Consider the following 17,819-nt stretch of genomic DNA (forward strand, 5'->3'; position numbering starts at 1 on the left):
CTTTTGATGAAAAGGGAAACAAAAGTCTAAATCAGCTTATAAGTCTTAAAACTTAGAGCCTTGTCATAGGTTACTTTTGTTTCCTTTCTCTTTCATAAATATCTAAAAAACAAATCTAAAGGAGCTTGTCGAAGTGCTGTCAAAATACAGCCCTCAAACATAATTCGAACACTGAGCGAAGTCGAAGTGTGAGCGAAGTCGAAGTATGAGTAATTCAAAAAGATATAACTCTCCATACTTTATAGAAAAATTATCATTTGATTAATGTGTTACGCAACGCATTTTATATACCTTGTTTTTAGAAAGCATAAAAGATCCGATATGAGCAAAAAACAAATGTTTACAGTACTAAGAGCGGCAGCGATATACAACCTACTATGGGGAGCTTGGGTGGTATTGTTTCCCGATCATTTTTTTGAATTGGTAGGTATGGAACTCCCCACCCATCCTATGATTTGGCAAGGTATGGGTATGGTGATTGGGGTGTATGGTCTGGGCTATTGGTGGGCAGCGCAAGATCCTACTACCCACTGGCCTATTGTAATGGTTGGATTTTTGGGTAAAATCTTTGGGCCGCTAGGATTTCTGTTTAACTATGTGACTGGAGAAGTACCTTTGGAATTTTTCTATACGCTGATTACTAATGATTTTATATGGTGGATCCCTTTCTTTTTAATCCTTAGAAAAACGCACCAACTGAAAAAAATTAAATGGATATAAATAGCTTTATGCAATAGAAAACCTATTATTTTATGCTTTTCTTTTTTTCATTGCCAACCCTTCGACAAGCTCAGGGTGACTAACGAAAAAAAAATAGTCTTATAAAATTTCTTGGTAAACATAACAGAACTAAAAAATAGTATGGTTAAATATGTATGGTAATGCAGCTTAAACAATTTTTTCTATATCTCCTCTCCGGTTTCTTTTTTATCGCGGGTATCAATCATTTCGTGTATCCTGACTTTTACTTACCGCTGATCCCTGAATATTTAGGATATCCAGAATTTATTAATTACAGTAGTGGTCTGGTAGAAGTCTTGCTAAGTATTGGGGTTTTATATAAAGGCACTCGTAGAATTTCTGCTTATCTAATCATTGCTTTATTGATCGCTTTTATTCCTTCTCATGTCTATTTTATCAAAATAGGTAGTTGTATTCCCGATGGTTTATGCGTTCCCAGTTGGGTTGCTTGGATACGACTCATAGTCATTCATCCGTTGTTTATGGTTTGGGCTTGGTGTGTGAGGGGATAATATGATCGAGTGTACCTGTCCTTTATTTTTATATAATTTTGGATGGTTGTTTTCTTTAGGAAAGAACTGGTTTGTGAGCAATTAATCTATATCCCCACGATCACTTCTTTTTTCTATGATGCTCCATTCGTGTTTACATTTTCTGCATTGATAATACTTTCGATAGATACGTTGATGTGGATGAGAAAGGTCTGCCCCCAAATCATTTTTCCCTACACGTTTTATAAAGTAGAATTTTGCTTTACATCGTGGGCATTGAAGCTTAAACAAAAAACTTATCAATATACCCACTAACGCTAGTGTAAATAGTAAAAATGGCCAATCAATTGTTTGCATGTTTTATATTTCTAATTGATAAACAATATTTTTACCAACTTTAGAATCCAGTTTATCATCATTATCTAACACAGAAATAAATCCCAATTTACATTGATGTTTAGGTTCGTCTAGCATATTCTCAAATTGTCTGAATTCATCACTGTTTCTATTACCCGGATACAATAACATGACTTTTTCTGCATTCCAAAAACGTGCATAGGTATACATCTGTCTTAAATCTGAAATGGAAGCTGTTGTATTCTCCGGTATTTTCCATTTGGTGTCAATAATAAAAGTTTTATTATCCTTGACAATAATAATATCAGGTTGTAAATAATTTGAATTTATAAATCTCTTTGTTTGTCGACCAGAAATCTTTAAGTCGGTATGATGATCTCGACAATATTTTTGTAACTGAACTAAGACATATTCTTCCCAAAGCTTATTCATATCAAATAGTAACGAAATCATTTTCTCTTTTCCATTTGATATATCCGGAGAATAATTTAGGATGATCAAACGTGCCAATTCTAAAGCATATCGATAGGGTTCTGCTTTACGAGTTAGTTTAATTTGATCTAATTGTTTCTTAGTCGCTTTGGTACTTGTAACCTCAGGAAAATCTAATAATACTCGTTGACAATGATCATACAAATAACTTCCTCTAGAAAAATTAGCAACTATATCTAGAGCTTTCTTCAATATTTGATGTAGTAAGTGATCTTTATCATAAACCTGATGCGTTGTATAAAATCGTTCTTTATTAATTTGATTTCGTTGAATATGTCCTGCAAATTCTAATTTACCTTTTAAGGTTTTTACGTTTGCTGTTTCTTTTCTGTATTGTTTGATTAATCCTCTATGCAGTAATTGCTGTAATTCTGATAGATATAACTCAAAATAAACTTCTAGCAAATTTAAGTGTGTTTTACTTACCAGAGCTGAGCCCGCTGATGACGCTTTTAATTTTCCACAAGCTTGTAGCATTTGTAGTAACACTCCTTTCCATTTACTATCTATATCGTTTTTATCAGCTTTAGGGTGAATTTCTATTATTAAACCATCTACCTGAATGACGCCAACGTATTGTTTGAACTTTATACCATTAACAATAACTTCAAAATATGAGAAACCGTGATATTCATTTAACTTTAACAATGCTTTGAGATGAGTATCCAAAAAACCCTGATCTCCAACACAAAGTCGTTGGTGCTCATAAACAGATATGCTCTTGTAGTTCCCCAATTTATTTTCTATGTTGTCATTTGTTTTGTCGTAATGTTTAGTAGCGAACCAATAGCACTTTCTATATTCTCCATATCGATATCTATCAAAGTATATTTTGTTGTACTAAAGTCTCGAGCATCAGGATATGCAAACTTGGCAAAATCGGTCTGTTTATCGGTTTCTACCTTCACAAAACCATCTCCCAACACCAAACCTATTTTGCCATAATCGCCGTAAAAGTATTCTTGTAATAACGGAATAACTTTATCCTTAAACACATTTGCTAAATCCCCTAAAGAAGTAATCCCCATAAAATAGGAATGTCCTATAGTATGATCTCGGTCGATAAGTACTTCTACTCTTTTATTTATAGTTTCTAGTACAGTTTTTATATCTATACCTTCAACTTCTCTTGGGGTAATCACTTCTGGATCAGGCATCATCTCCACGAAAGAAAAACGTCTACGTAAAGCAGTGTCTAAGGCCTCTACAGATCTATCTGCTGTATTCATAGTTCCTATAATATATAGGTTTTTTGGAACACCAAAAGGAGTTTTTGAATATGGTAACTTGATTCGTATTTCTTCTTTATTACCGATACGCTTATCTGGTTCTAACAATGTGATTAACTCACCAAAAATTTGTGAAACATTACCTCTATTTATTTCATCAATAACCAAAACGTAATTTTTATCTATTCCTCCTTTTACTTCTTCATATGGAGTTAATTTATAATTTTTGAATAAATAATTAAGGATCCCTTTTACATAAGAAGGATTATACATTCCTTCATCTGGTATATTCTTATATAATTTTAATAAATTCTGTATCGATGCAGGATACATAGGGTTCTTATTTTTTGATTCTTTTGGATTAATTTTAAAAGTTTTACCTCCCGTGTAGAAAACATCGAATATAATTGATCCTGTATCGACCGTGATCTTTTGTTTTTCTTCTAGATCATTTTTAAAGTTTCTTAATACTTCTTCAAAATTAGAATTACTTTTAGTATCTGCTATTTCACATAATTCTTTAAAAATACCAGGAACAATATCATAAGAAATTTTACCTTCTAAGGTATCTGGTTTTATCCCTTCTACAAAATCCTCATAGCTCATACTCTGATGAAAGGTGGTAAATACTATTTGACCTCCTTCAAATAATCTTTCATATTCCTTATTAATTTTAATTCGTTGTTCTTTTAAGGGTAGTGCTCCATCTATATTAAAATCAGAATTAACTATATTAACCGCCAGCTCTTTTGTTTTATATGTTTTTCCAGTTCCAGGTGGACCGTATAAAATTTGGTTAATAGTCTTTTCTTGATATATCATCTTATTCTCATTAATTTCAGTCAAATTCAAAGCTGAACTTCTGTTAGTCTTTAATTCTTTTACCTTTGGATAAAGTTTAATTAATTTATATATAGCATTTTTGCTTGTAGAAATTAATTCATCCCAATTAGTTATATCATCAACAAAATGACGTATTACTATATCCGAATTAAAAAAATCCCCACGATACCTTTCATAACTCTTTCTTAAGATAGGATCATCTTTTAGCCCTACAGTATCTATCTTTATATTATAATGGAAATCGTCATCTAAACCAACTGTTATTGCTAGCCATTTATCCTCCAAATCAGTCTTTGTTGGATATATCTTAGCCCACAAATATCCATCAAATTTACTTGCCTGACTTGTTGGTTTTTTCCATATTTTAACAACTCCATCTTTAAAAATGGAACCTGTAATAAGATTAGCCCATTCTTCTACTTTCTTATAAGCTTCAACTAAAATATCATAAGTCTCAGCAAATTCAGGAATTGATCTATTACAAGACTTCCCTTTATATTTATTTAATAGTTCAAATTCTTTTTTAGTAAAAAAATCCATAAGTAGGTTTTAAAATCATTAATTACTAATATTTACCTTTATCAGAATTTTTTCTAACCCTTGAGGGAGGTTTTATTAACCTTGAATTTATTATTGTTTCATATTCAGCATTCGTCAGTGACTTGTATCCTTTCTCGATAAACTTTCTTAATAATCTTAGATTCTTTTCTAATCTTTCATTAGCATAATTCCCTTTATCGTTTATAGGATTTTCAATACCTGCCAAAAACTTATAATAATTATCCCAACCTTCATTAGAAAATTGTATATATAGTTTTTCATTAAGTGGATCTGCAAGTAAATCATCTAATGTTTTTGGATTAGAAAACATTTGATCTAAAAAAGGCCAAGGTTCATGAGTATCATATTCTGCTGATCTTTCCTTTGAAGAGTTCGAGAAATCAAAAAAACCTTCTTTTAAGTATACATCAAAATTTTCTGGTTTTGTAATATTACTCTTAATTAATTCATCGGCTTGTTTCGATCGTATTATTCTATGATCTACTACTATTTTTTCTGTATACAAATGATATCCCGATAATCTTATACTAACTGACACATTACTTTCTATTGTTTTTTGAAACTTTGCAATCAGTATTTCTTTTAAGAAAGTGTTATCAAAAAGGTCATTTTCATATCGAATAATCCCAGTAGAAGTATATAGTTCTGGTCGTTCAGAACGTTTTTCGTTTTTATTAATATCATTTAACAACCAGTCTATAGTACCAATCGAACTATTTGATAAAATTTCCTGTTTAAAATCATCTAAAAAGGATTGTTTATTACCATCATAAACTTTTTTCATAATCTCATTAAAGAGAATGATTAGACTTTGACGATCTTCTGACTGCGTTATCACAGAAAGGCCATTAATGGTATTAAATACATCAAAAAACTGTTTTTTATCAGTGATATTTGATCTAAAAATGAATAACTTTAATTCATTTTCTGCACTTGATAGAGATTGTCTAGTTAAACTCTTAAACTGATCTAAGAAAGAATTTAAGGTATTATTTTCAAATGCTTTCTGAAAGTCACTGATTTTAAATAATGCACCTGCAATATTATTACGAATATAAATATTAGTATAACTTATTTTGGCTATACAATTCTGATTTTCATTATAATAATGTTTTGTTTTCTCTCCAAATAATTTGATCAATACGGCATCTATTAATTCAAAATCTGTTTCGTTAAAACCCTCATTTTTAGAAATAATTTCAGAAACTTTATCTTTAGCCTTCTGATCATATATGTAGATATCTGGTTTTCCGTATAGTCCCTCATACATGGAGTCAAGTTCGAGACCATCGATGTTTTTTAAAGTTAATAAAACATCCAATCGATTAAATATCAAACTTTGCAAAACTCTATACTTATAAGTGCAGAGTTTAAGAAGTATGTATTCCTTAAAAACAACATTTTCTTTACTTTCTAAGAAAAACGCATTGAATTTAAACTCATTAATAAATCTCTTAATATCTCTAAATGTTAGAAGAAAGTGCCTGTAGGTTATTTCGATAGATGAACTTAAAATATTAGAAGAATTCGATGAATTTTCTAAACTAATTTCCATATGTTCAAATTGAGGTTCTTCTGTTATAAATAAATTTTCAAATGCAATATCATATCGAAGAGTATCTAAGGTACTTTCAATAACTGGGAATGATTTTTTGACTTGTAAAATTAATTCTTCTTCGATTCTTTTTTCGTTAAACGGAAGAAGATCTATTTCTACATTAAAAATTTTGTCAATATAGTTTTGCTTATTTTTTCCTATCGTATTAGTAATATACTGACGATGATATCCTGCAATAAAAATGACATTATTAAAATCTGCTAAAGTTCTAATAAGTTTAAAAGATTGTAAAATTTCTTTTTCATCCAATCTATCCAAATCATCTAAAAGAACTATAATCTGTCTATTAATTTGGCAGATGCCTTTATTAATAACATTATAATATTCTTCTAATGTTTTATCTTTAAATAAAATACTTTTCCCGGAAGCGACAATTTTTTGTAGCACATCTGGTACATGCGCTACGACGGCATCTACATATTTATCTATAGTGCTTGAAAAATTACCTGAGTAAGGTGCCAATTGCTTCTTCAATTCAGCAAAAAAATTCTCAATAATTGCTGATTCACCCTTATTTTTCCATAAATGATACCAGAAAACTATAGTCTCTGGGTTACTTTCCTTTACTTTATATTCAAATCGCTTTAAAAAAGTAGATTTACCGTATCCCCATACCGCATTAACACCTATAGAGTAAGATTCCTTTGGGGTAAAACTTTTAATTGTAGTTATAAGATGATCGACAATATACTCGTTATCAATCACCTCATTTACTAAGGGAATATCTTCAATAAAGTGAATAGGATCATTCTTTATAGGAAGTTCCGAAGATTTACCCTCTTTATACCTTAAATAAAGAGCAATTCCATGAAGTAACAACACAAAGAATAAAACATCTAGATATTTTATAATGTCTTCTGGTGGTAAAAAAACAATAGTATCGTAACCGAATCTTAAAATACCATAAAAAGATCCAATTAACAACAAAGTTAAATTATGAATAGGATTGAAAATATATTTCTTTTCAATTATAAATACGTACCAAGTAATTACTATGAAACATAGGATAACATAACCTATCTTGAAAGAAAAATGATCAACGGTAAAAGAATTATCTAATTTAGAAAGAAAAACTTCTATTTTCGGCTTAAAGATTAAAAATAGCGCAATTGCCATAAAATAGATTATAACTAACCTTAGCTTTTTACTATTTAGTTTTTCTTTCATAAGCAATTTTAAATATTATGATACTTCTTAAAATTCTCAGCTTGTGAGAATATTTCTTCATAAACTTCGTCTCGTTCTACAGGTGGATACCCAAATTCATCTAATAATAAAATTAAACCAACTTTTAAAGCGGATTTTATATCCTCTCTTTTATTCCAATCTGGGAATTTTGCTTGACTATCTACCAAATTTTTGACTGCTTGTGCTAATTCGATTAATTTATCTTCAGGATACGTAAAATCATATTTATTACATAATTCTAGAAGAATATCATAAAATGCCTTTTCTTCAAAATCAATTCCGAGTTCTTCTCCTGCGTTGAATTCATCACGAACTTGCATAATCATTTCAGTTAATGCTTCAGCCATTTCTTCATACACTTCACTTCTTAAAATGTCATTTTCACTTCTATCATTATATTTTGCTACAAGAGAGTCCATTTTTTTTGTAAAATCAATTCCCTTTACCTTATTTACTTTTTTGATTTCTCCAATAGCTTTCGCTAATAGCTTTTGAAGTAGCTTAATTTTAGTATTGGGTAATTTTATCTTGTCTATTTTGGCTAAATAATCATCATCAAAAATGTCTTGTTCGGCTTCTGTGTTTTCACCAAGTTTAAATATTTCTTCTACACCATCACTTTGCAAAGCATCCTTAATCATATCGCGTACTTTAGCATTCATTTGTGCGGTGTCTGGTGCATCACCTTTGGTTAACTTAAACACAATAGAACGAACTGCTAAATAGAAATGCGTATAATCTCTTTCTTCTTGGGTTAGTTTTTCACTTCCTGCACAAATATCGTAAGCTGCTTTTAGTCTTTTGACTAGGCCCATAAAACGGGTTTCAGCTTCTTTGGTGACTTGTACAAATTCTGCTGCTTGGTTTAAAGTGTTTAACTGGTCTAATACTGAACCATTAAAATATTTACTATTATTAAACTTATGGAAGAATTTAGCTAGTAAATCTAAGTGATTACGAACCGCAATTAAGGATGATTCTATATCTTCAAAATTATCTTGATCGCCTTTTCCGTACTTAGCTAAGGCTAAATTCATTGCTTTTTTAATACCAATATAATCGACTACCAATCCTTTGTTTTTTCCTGCAAATTTTCGATTTACACGAGAAATAGTTTGTATTAAATTATGTTGCTGAATAGGTTTATAAATATAAATACTGTCTAAAAATGGCACATCAAAACCAGTAAGCCACATATCCACAACAATAGCTATTTTAAAGTTTGATTTTTCATTTTTAAACTGACGGTCTAATTCTTTACGATATTCTTTTGTCCCTAAAGCATCATATAACGCTTCTGGGTCATCTTTACCACGTGTCATGATCATTTTAACACGTTCCATTGGTTTTATGTGTCGTTTGTCTTTATCTGTTAATTCAGCTCCATCTTCAGCTTGTTTTATTTCTGCCCATTCTGGTCTCAATGCAATGACGTTTTTATAAAATTCATAAGCAATAGGTCTGCTTGGGCAAACAAACATAGCTTTACCTTTTACCGTAGCGCCTTCATTAATTCTATTTTCATAATGATCAACAAAGTCAACTGCTATTTTTTGTAGCACATCTGGGTCGCCCAAAATGGCATTCATATTTGCCGATTGCTTTTTGCTTTCTTCTACTTGATATTCATTGGCACCAGCTTCGGCAGCTTCTTCGTAGTATTTTTCAATTTTTTCTAGTTCACTGTTGTTTAAAATTACTTTTGCAGCTCTTCCTTCATACACAATTCTTACCGTAATTTCATCTTTTACAGATTCTGTCATTGTGTATGAATCTACTACTTTACCAAATACATCTAATGTTGCATCTATTGGTGTTCCTGTAAAACCTACAAAGGTGGCATTAGGTAAAGAATCGTGTAAGTATTTTGCAAAACCATAGGTTTTTTGAACACCTTTTTCGGTAACTTTTATTTTTTGGTCTAAATTCGTTTGACTTCTATGGGCTTCATCAGAAATACAAATGACATTGGTACGTTCTGTGAGTAATTCTAAATCTTCGGTAAACTTATGAATGGTTGTTAAAAACACGCCACCAGATTCGCAACCTTGTAATAATTCTCGTAAATGGTCTCGACTTTCTACACTTACAATGCCATTGTCGCCTACATAATTTTTGGCATTGGTAAATTGTGCTGAAAGTTGGTCGTCTAAATCGGTTCGGTCTGTGATGAGTACAATGGTTGGATTCTTAAAATATTCGCTTTTCATTAATAAGCGTGTTAAGAACAACATTGTAAAACTCTTTCCGCATCCTGTGGCACCAAAATAAGTTCCACCTTTACCGTTTCCTTCTGGCTTTTGAGCTAGTTTAATATTGTTATATAATGCTCTAGCCGCATAATACTGAGGATAACGACACACAATTTTCTCGTCTTTTTTGCTGCTATCGGGTAGGTAGATAAAATTGCGAATAATATCTCGCAACCGTTTTTTGTACAACATACCTTGTACCAAAGTAAACATAGAATCTATGCCATCTACGTCTTTGGCTAAACCAGCTATTCGTCTCCAAGCATAATAAAACTCATAAGGTGCAAAAAACGAACCTGCTTTATTATTTACACCATCACTTATCACACAAAACGTATTGTAAATAAACAGTTGTGGGATGTCTCTTTTGTAGCGAACCGTTAGTTGTTCATAGGCATTAAATATGGTAGCTTCCTCTCTAATGGCAGACTTAAACTCAAACACCACCAAAGGCAAACCATTTATGTATAAAATACCATCTGGAATACGTTTGTGGCTGCCTATAATTTCTAATTGATTTACAAACTTGTAGATATTATTATCTGCCTCAGAATAGTCTACCAAATTGATATACATATCCTTTTGGTTGGGGTTTTCTCTTTTGAGAATAAACCCATCTGAAAGCATACGCATAAAACGTTTGTTGCTTTCGTAAAGGTCAGAAGCAGGCAAGGTTTTTAATTGTAAAATAACACCTTCTATTTCTGTAGTTGTGATATTTTCTTTAGTATAGCTTAAATTTAAAAAAGCACGTAAATCGTCTTCCAATATCACTTCATCCTCAGCACGATTTAAGGTATTGCCTAAATGATGTGGATACCCTTCATTTGCCAAAACTTCGGCAAAAGCATTTTCTAATTGTGCTTCTGTGAATTTCCCCATAATTATAATTCACTTATGACCGTTAGATGTATCTTTTCTTCTGCGACACCTAAGGATTTTACTATTGCTTTTCTATTTATTATTTCAGTTTCACGGAAATATGAAACTACCCATTCTTCGTTACCATTAAGATATTCTGTTAATTTTCTGAAATAAGGGATATCTACTTCTGCTAAAGAATGTCCTAAAACGTAGACAGTTTCTATGTCATTGAGTTTTTCAAAAAACGAATGCTTTTGAGCTATAACATCTTCTGTTGGTTTAAATGATTCTTTAAAGTAACCACGCACTTCATCTTTTCCTCTTTCTATAGAATAATCATATTGATCTGCCATCCATTCTTCCCAACGCTCTCTTTCTTCTGGATCTTCGGGTGGTTGTTCTTCTTGCTTTTCAAATTCATCTGGGTCTATGCCGTGACCTAATATTAAAGCATTGCCTTCACCAGCTTTATTATGGATATGTTCAATATTTTCACGTGCTACACCGTAATAACGCTCCAATGTATCAGTGTAGTTAAATGTGAGAAAAAGTGATTCTCTATTAATGTTGGCTAATTGATTTTCTGATAACTCAGGATAATCTACATTATTGATAAATTCTTCAAATGCCTGTCGCATATTTATAGTAGCCTTTGCAACAATGTTTTGGATATATATTTGAATATTATAAAGGTCCCTATCTCTGTAATCATCACTACCGTAGTTCGGTGTATGTTCTGTATGGTTTTCTAATAATAAGTCACCATCCATTTGGGCTAAGGAAGCTTCAAATTCCCACCACATAGGGTCTTTTAGACTTTCTTCATCCTCTTCATCTAAATCGCCAAAACCGTAGTACTCCATAAATACCTCATAAATATCACTATAATGTTTTTTTAGAAATAGGCCAAATGAGGTGTACCACGTATCTAAGTTATGGTGTAAATCGAATCCGTTGCCTATGATGTAGAGCGTCTTATGATTTCTTTCTTTTTTCATATTAAATGGCGATTGGATTTCGTATTATATTTTCTACCACACCACGCATTAATATTGGGCAAAGTGGTTGTATTTTAGCTTTTAAATTTTCATTTAATTTTTTACGAGTTTCTAAGGTGTGATAAATAGTTACAATAGCCTCTTGAATTTTTATGTCTGGTATTGGAAGTTTAACTCTACACATATTATCATAATCAAAAAATTCGTGGGCACTTCCTTCGGACTTAAATCTTGCATACCTATCAAATTCACTTCTTTTGAAATACATTAAGAGGTATTCAGGTAATAGCTCTTCAGGTTTGCTAATTTCAAAAACTTGGTATGCAGAGGACACTGCACAATCTTCACCAGAACGATAGGCAATAGAAATTTTTTCACCATTTCTCGTAGTTGCTCGATTATATGCGAATTGACCTTTTTTGACAACTTTAGCTGAAAAAATATTTGCACCAATCTGTTTAGGTGTCATAAAATGCTTGTTATTACTAATTCCTTGAAATAGTTTAATTTGTCCATCTTTATTTCTTGCTTCGATAGGAATAATGTAATCTCCAAGTGTTTTGGGCTTTTCAGTTTTGATAAGATTTTCAATATAGGTATCGCAAATAAGTTGTAAATCTTCTAAACTTTTCTCATAACATTTTTGGTTGTTAAGCAATCCTTGGTATAGGTTTACGTATTTGCGTTGTTCTTCTATATCCCCTGGGATTGGGATTTCAATATCGCATAGTCTCTCATAGTCTAAATTTGCTCGCACACTACTATCACTAATGAACCAACCATACCTGTCAGATTCGGGTCTTTGAAACCACATCATCATAAATTCGGGAAGCAATTTGCTTTCATCATTTACCTCAATAACTGAATAAGCAGGTGAAATAATTGCAGGTTTATCTTCCGTGTAGAGAACAATCCTTATCGTTTCATCTCTTCCTGTTTGCATTCCAGAATAAGCAAACTGACCTTTCTTTATGACTTTATATTTTGACAAATCTGTATTGGTAACATTTGCCACAGAAGGCATAAAGTTTTTAGTAATGTTTATACCTAGCAGATTGTCAAAATATAAATCTTTATTACGGTTATCAACCAAATGTATATAATCGCCCAAACGTTTATAGCTCATACCCTAAAGTTTTAAAGGCGTTAATTAATTGGTCTTGGCTTTGTTTTTCTTCTTTTAAAAGCGCTTTAAAATCTTGTTGTATGCGTTTCATTTCGCTGTCGAAGTCAATACCGCTATCTGCATCTACAAACTCTATGTATTTACTAGGCACTAAAGAAAAATCACTAGTTTTTATTTCTTCAAATGAAGCCGAATAGCAAAATTCAGGTACATTTTTATATGTGTTTTGGAAATCTTCTTGTTGCCAGTTGTGGTAATTGTTGGCTATTTCTTCAATATGGTCTTTTGTAAGTTCAATAAACTTCTTTTCATAAACGCTTCCCCAACGTCTTAAATCCATGAATAGAACTTCGTTACGCTCTCTGTAGTTTTTAGTTTGCTTGTTTATTTGAGCAGTATGCTTTGTTTTATTCTTATTTAAAATCCAAAGTGTTACTGAAATGTCGGTATGATAAAATGTGTTTCTTGGTATAATTACAATTGCATCAACTAAATTATTTTCAATTAATTTTTTACGAATCTTGTATTCTTCTCCACCACCAGAAAGTGCGCCATTTGCCAGTATAAAACCAGCAACACCATTTTCAGATAGTTTAGACACCATATTCAGTATCCAACCGTAATTGGCATTTGATTTTGGTGGCACATCATAACCTTTCCAGCGAGGGTCGTTTGTTAGTTCATTTTCGCCTCTCCAATCTTTTTGATTAAAAGGTGGATTAGCCATTATGTAATCGGCTTTTAAATCTGGATGCAAATCTTGATGAAAAGTATCAGCATCTTTCTCACCTAAGTTTCCTGTAATTCCTCTAATGGCTAAATTCATTTTAGCCAGTTTATAGGTTGTTTTAGTATACTCTTGTCCGTAGATAGAAACCTCTTTTTTGTTTCCTTGATGGTTTTCGATAAATTTAATAGACTGCACAAACATTCCACCAGTACCACAAGCAGGGTCATAGATAATACCTTTGTAAGGTTCTATCATTTCTGCTATTAAGTTTACAATAGTTTTAGGTGTATAGAATTCTCCTTTTGTTTTTCCTTCTTTAATGGCGAATTTTTTTAAGAAATATTCATAAACACGACCGACAATATCAGTTTCTTTATCATCTAAGGTGTTTATCTTACTTATTTCATCAATTAATGATGCTAGTTTGGTTTTATCCAAACCTAAACGAGAAAAGTAATTATCTGGCAATGCCCCTTTAAGCGCAGGATTATTTTTTTCTATTTGGTGTAAAGCCGTATCAATTTTAAGTGCTAAATCGTCTTGTTTCGCATTGGCTTTTATGTAGTTCCAACGAGAGGTTTCGTTTAAGAAAAAGACATTTTTCATATTGTAGAAGTCTTTCATTTCTACATATTTTTCTTTGCCTTCTTTAATTAATTCCTCTCTGCGTTCTTCAAATTTATCACTTGCAAATTTTAAAAAGATTAAGCCTAGTACCACATGCTTATATTCACTGGGTTCAATCGAGCCTCTCAATTTATCGCATGATTGCCAAAGGCTTTCCTCTATAGATTTTGTTTTTACTACTTTCTTCGCCATACTCTATTTATAATTATCTGCTAAAAATAGAAAACCTAAGACGAATAGAAAATCTAATCTCGTTTATTATACGATTATGATAATTATTAAGAATTGGTGACATTACTTGGGACATTTAGACAAAAATTAAATTCTATCATTAAAAAGTTTATTATTTCCCCGAATATAAGCAATATTTATGAATCCTAAATTTTAAATATACCTGTTGTTGGGTATGTAATATCAAAACGATTTCACTTACTTTTAGGGTAACTAAAAAACCAACATTTTATGTATTTAAAAATAAACTCTCTTTCATTATTAAGTATTATTTGTTTGTTATACGTGTCTTTTAATGGTTATACCCAACAAATAGAATTAGAAATAGACTACAAAAAAAAAGGAAGAACACTAGAGACCAAAAAAGATATTGAAGATTTAGATCCTAATAAAGAATATGTGATTAAAATAACAGGTGTTAACACAGCCTTTATGGATGTGAAAATCAATGCTAAACCAAAAAAATTGGTTTCTTCAATTCCAGAACCGCTAAAACTAATTTTGCCAAGTATATCGGAGAGCATTACATTTGGTGACAGTACCGAAGGTTTTTTGGGTATAACTGGAGAAGATGAAAAAACAGATTATTTCTCTAAGATTCTGAATAAAGTAATAAATAAAAAAAACAAGCTAGATTGGCTAAAAGTTGAAACGCTTAAACTATACAAAGAATTACAAAACAACGATAGAGATGCCATCAACCAACAAATCGATACAATATTAGCACGTTGGAGTTCTGGTTTTACATCTGATAATTTAAAGATTGATCCCGATGATAAAAGCAACATCGTAAATCAACAAATCCTAAAAGAAGAAGTACTTTCGACTATTCACTATATACAAGCAGCGAATACATTCTTTAATAACAAGCTTGCGAAAATTTTAGATCCTGAGGAACTGCATGAAAGTGAACTATTACTTTATAAAGCCCAAATGGAGATAATTGCCAACTCCTATAGTGCAAAAGAGTATCTTAACTACTGGCAATTGATTGTTAAAGCAAGTAATTATTCTAATTCCAAAACCTCTGAAAAGTATTTGGTTCCTGAGGGAGACATTCTGGAAGTTAACATTGCAATAGTGAACACCTTTACAAAAGATACACTGGTTAAAAAAACTATCGATTATTATAGCAAAGTAAATAAATGGAAATTAGGATTCTCTTCTGGTTTTGTTTTTAACAATATTACAGAAGACAAGTACTTTTTACAATCACGTGATGCGAACACCACTTCTATTATTAAAGAAGATCAGGATAATGTTGATGTTTCCATAGGTGCATTGGCCCATCTGCATTATAAATTTTCTAGCGCTACCAGCTTGGGACTTAATTTGGGAATAGCGGTATCTCCTTTTGATGGAGAAACCAGGTATTTATTCGGACCCAGTATTTTATTGGGTAAAAAGAATCAATTAGCAATCAGTACTGGTGCTGCCTTAGCGAGAATGAATGAGTTATCCGGAGCCGTATCAGAAGATGCACAAGGTCTTAATATCCCTGCCGGTCAAGAAATACCTACTTTTAAAAAAATACAATGGGGGTACTTTATAGGAATTACCTATAATATTTTGAATACCAAAAATTAGTGAATATAATTAAACAAAAAAACACCCCTAACCATTATTCCTAATGATTAGGGGTGTTTGGTAAATAGCGTAGGCTGTGCTTCGATCCTTCAACAGCACTTCGACTCCCGATAGCTATCGGGACAGTGTGACAGCTCAGTGTTCGGATTCCGAGGGCTGTACTTCGACACGCTCAGCATCCGAGTCGAAGCCCGGTTCTTCAGAGTTCGAGAACCTCACTCTTCGATGGAGACTGAGGCTCTCGAAGTTTCACTACGCTGCGTCCGAATTCTCATCGATTTCGTCTGGGGTATCGTCATCGGTGGAACTACCACCAGCAATAACGAAACGCTCTTTGAGTCTATTATGCAATGCCTCTGCTCCCGCTACTCCACTATTAGCCGCTACGCCAAACATTTTATACGCTAATAAGGATGTGGTATAGGCTTCGGATCCTGCTAGGATACGTGTGTCATTAACCTTTTCGGTTAACTGTGCTAATTCTAATGCCAGTACCTTAAGCTCATTATACAAATCATAATCCTTCTCCACTTCATCCACACTAATAAAATTAGGAAGGATATTCCCGTTTTGGCGCATACTATCCAAAGTATCTTCTACAAAGATCTTGTTACTACGATTGATCTTTGGAAGGGTTCTACGTTCCTCCTTTGTCAATCCTGTTAAAAATGGTAACAGCGTATTGATTTCCTCAATTCTGTTTTTTACTTCTGTGATCACGGCTGGATCTACGGTTACCGATAATCGGTTGTTTAATACATTACTCATACTTCATTTGTTTTAGTAATCTGGAGGTTTAAATTGATTAAATACTAATTGTCAATCTATAGACAACTAATGTATCACAGGCTCACCCTTCGGCTACGCTCAGGGTTCGGATTCCATTCGAGGGCTGTACTTCGACAGCACTTCGACAGGCTCAGTGTGACAGCTCACCCTTCGAGTGCCTCAGGGTTCGGATTCCGAGGGCTGAGGCTCTCGAAGCCCGATATACTTAGTATGACAACAATATCTAAAACTCAACATAAACACATCCAGATTGAGTTTAACATTCATTTGAGATGATGTATCGTCAATTACAATACCGATAATTTAAGAATTCATTGACTTTATTGATAATTTTGTGTTAAAAACAAAACTTAACTTATTAATTACTAACTTATTCTGTAAATCATTATATATTCTTCAATCAACAAAATTTCTACTGACAGGCTGACGTTTTGATAAATCACTATAATACAAAGGGTTAAAAACGTATTCTTTTTAGAAACCTACATTTTGAATATTTCATTAAACGCTTTCTCAGTAGATCGTTACTGACAGCTTTGATTTGGTTTTTGAAGAATATACTGGCGTTGTGACAGCTTACACTTCGGCTTCGCTCAGTGTTCGAATCAATTCGAGGGTTGAGGCTCTCGAAGCCCTATAAACTCACCCATCGAGTCTCCTCAGGGTTCAAATTACCTTCGAAGGCTGTAGTATATTCTTTTTTGCATTGCCCACCCTTCGACATGTGTCCGCCTTTGGAGGAGGCTCAGGGTGACTAACCAAAAAACGCTAGTCTGAAGAAAACAATACTAAAAATTTTGATCACTCCACTACATAAAATGAAACTATGTGTACTCACATAAACAATCATTTGATCAATAGTATTACTGCTATATTATATCCTACAACATTTTGCGAATTTTATGTTACGCTTGGCTCTCTTCATTTTTTACGTATTATTTTCTTAGGACGAGATTAAAAATGTGTTGAGGGCTTTACTTTGACTGCACTGAGGGTTTCGTTCTATCTCCGAGGGTTGAGGCTCTCGAAACCCGGTAAACACTACCATCGAGTCTCCTCAGTGTTCGAATCATTTCGTGGGTTGTAGTACGTTCT

Annotated in this window: 11 protein-coding genes; 3 read left to right on the plus strand and 8 right to left on the minus strand. The window is 32.4% G+C overall.

Annotated elements, in window-relative coordinates; translation table 11 throughout:
- Positions 1–321: 321 nt before the first annotated feature.
- Both ACWNT5_RS09330 and ACWNT5_RS09335 read left to right on the plus strand, forming a co-directional pair.
- Positions 322–720 carry an alkyl hydroperoxide reductase gene (locus tag ACWNT5_RS09330; RefSeq protein ID WP_456517190.1) on the plus strand — a complete coding sequence of 133 codons (399 nt, stop codon included), beginning with the start codon at positions 322–324 and terminating at the stop codon, positions 718–720.
- Between the two features lie 161 nt (positions 721–881).
- Complete coding sequence (locus tag ACWNT5_RS09335) at positions 882–1,253, plus strand: DoxX family protein (RefSeq protein WP_456517191.1); 372 nt, start codon at positions 882–884, stop codon at positions 1,251–1,253.
- 339 nt (positions 1,254–1,592) lie between these two features.
- Here the strand turns inward: ACWNT5_RS09335 and ACWNT5_RS09340 are convergent, their stop codons facing one another.
- From ACWNT5_RS09340 to ACWNT5_RS09370, 7 genes are read right to left on the minus strand one after another with little or no spacing between them, the layout of a single operon-like run.
- Positions 1,593–2,816, minus strand: a complete 1,224-nt coding sequence (locus tag ACWNT5_RS09340) for an McrC family protein (RefSeq protein ID WP_456517192.1) — start codon at positions 2,814–2,816, stop codon at positions 1,593–1,595.
- Between the two features lie 8 nt (positions 2,817–2,824).
- The gene (locus tag ACWNT5_RS09345) at positions 2,825–4,693 is read right to left on the minus strand and encodes an McrB family protein (RefSeq protein WP_456517193.1); all 1,869 of its coding nucleotides are present in this window, start codon (positions 4,691–4,693) and stop codon (positions 2,825–2,827) included.
- Between the two features lie 25 nt (positions 4,694–4,718).
- Entirely contained in the window at positions 4,719–7,499 is a 2,781-nt protein-coding gene (locus ACWNT5_RS09350; RefSeq protein ID WP_456517194.1) for a P-loop NTPase fold protein, read from the minus strand.
- Between the two features lie 8 nt (positions 7,500–7,507).
- A complete protein-coding gene (locus ACWNT5_RS09355) occupies positions 7,508–10,654 on the minus strand; it encodes a type I restriction endonuclease subunit R (RefSeq protein ID WP_456517195.1) in 3,147 nt (1,048 codons plus the stop codon).
- Between the two features lie 2 nt (positions 10,655–10,656).
- A complete protein-coding gene (locus ACWNT5_RS09360) occupies positions 10,657–11,634 on the minus strand; it encodes a bacteriophage abortive infection AbiH family protein (protein WP_456517196.1) in 978 nt (325 codons plus the stop codon).
- Position 11,635: 1 nt separating this feature from the next.
- Positions 11,636–12,760 carry a restriction endonuclease subunit S gene (locus ACWNT5_RS09365; RefSeq protein WP_456517197.1) on the minus strand — a complete coding sequence of 375 codons (1,125 nt, stop codon included), beginning with the start codon at positions 12,758–12,760 and terminating at the stop codon, positions 11,636–11,638.
- Positions 12,750–14,309: an N-6 DNA methylase gene (locus tag ACWNT5_RS09370; protein WP_456517198.1), complete on the minus strand. Its 1,560-nt coding sequence runs from the start codon at positions 14,307–14,309 to the stop codon at positions 12,750–12,752. The genes ACWNT5_RS09365 and ACWNT5_RS09370 overlap by 11 nt, the downstream gene beginning before the upstream one ends.
- 270 nt (positions 14,310–14,579) lie before the next feature.
- Here ACWNT5_RS09370 and ACWNT5_RS09375 point away from each other — a divergent pair, with 270 nt between their 5' ends.
- Positions 14,580–15,935: a hypothetical protein gene (locus tag ACWNT5_RS09375; protein ID WP_456517199.1), complete on the plus strand. Its 1,356-nt coding sequence runs from the start codon at positions 14,580–14,582 to the stop codon at positions 15,933–15,935.
- Between the two features lie 252 nt (positions 15,936–16,187).
- Here the strand turns inward: ACWNT5_RS09375 and ACWNT5_RS09380 are convergent, their stop codons facing one another.
- On the minus strand, positions 16,188–16,703 hold the full coding sequence (locus ACWNT5_RS09380) for a hypothetical protein (RefSeq protein WP_456517200.1): 516 nt from the start codon (positions 16,701–16,703) through the stop codon (positions 16,188–16,190).
- Positions 16,704–17,819: the final 1,116 nt, after the last annotated feature.

The organism is Aquimarina sp. 433 (assembly GCF_054054605.1).

What these genes read in the sequence shown, in the direction of transcription:
- ACWNT5_RS09330 (WP_456517190.1), top strand. Translation starts at nt 322, where the DNA reads ATGAGCAAAAAACAAATGTTTACAGTACTAAGAGCGGCAGCGATATAC.
- ACWNT5_RS09335 (WP_456517191.1), top strand. Translation starts at nt 882, where the DNA reads ATGCAGCTTAAACAATTTTTTCTATATCTCCTCTCCGGTTTCTTTTTT.
- ACWNT5_RS09345 (WP_456517193.1), bottom strand. Translation starts at nt 4,693, where the DNA reads ATGGATTTTTTTACTAAAAAAGAATTTGAACTATTAAATAAATATAAA.
- ACWNT5_RS09350 (WP_456517194.1), bottom strand. Translation starts at nt 7,499, where the DNA reads ATGAAAGAAAAACTAAATAGTAAAAAGCTAAGGTTAGTTATAATCTAT.
- ACWNT5_RS09355 (WP_456517195.1), bottom strand. Translation starts at nt 10,654, where the DNA reads ATGGGGAAATTCACAGAAGCACAATTAGAAAATGCTTTTGCCGAAGTT.
- ACWNT5_RS09360 (WP_456517196.1), bottom strand. Translation starts at nt 11,634, where the DNA reads ATGAAAAAAGAAAGAAATCATAAGACGCTCTACATCATAGGCAACGGA.
- ACWNT5_RS09365 (WP_456517197.1), bottom strand. Translation starts at nt 12,760, where the DNA reads ATGAGCTATAAACGTTTGGGCGATTATATACATTTGGTTGATAACCGT.
- ACWNT5_RS09370 (WP_456517198.1), bottom strand. Translation starts at nt 14,309, where the DNA reads ATGGCGAAGAAAGTAGTAAAAACAAAATCTATAGAGGAAAGCCTTTGG.
- ACWNT5_RS09375 (WP_456517199.1), top strand. Translation starts at nt 14,580, where the DNA reads ATGTATTTAAAAATAAACTCTCTTTCATTATTAAGTATTATTTGTTTG.
- ACWNT5_RS09380 (WP_456517200.1), bottom strand. Translation starts at nt 16,703, where the DNA reads ATGAGTAATGTATTAAACAACCGATTATCGGTAACCGTAGATCCAGCC.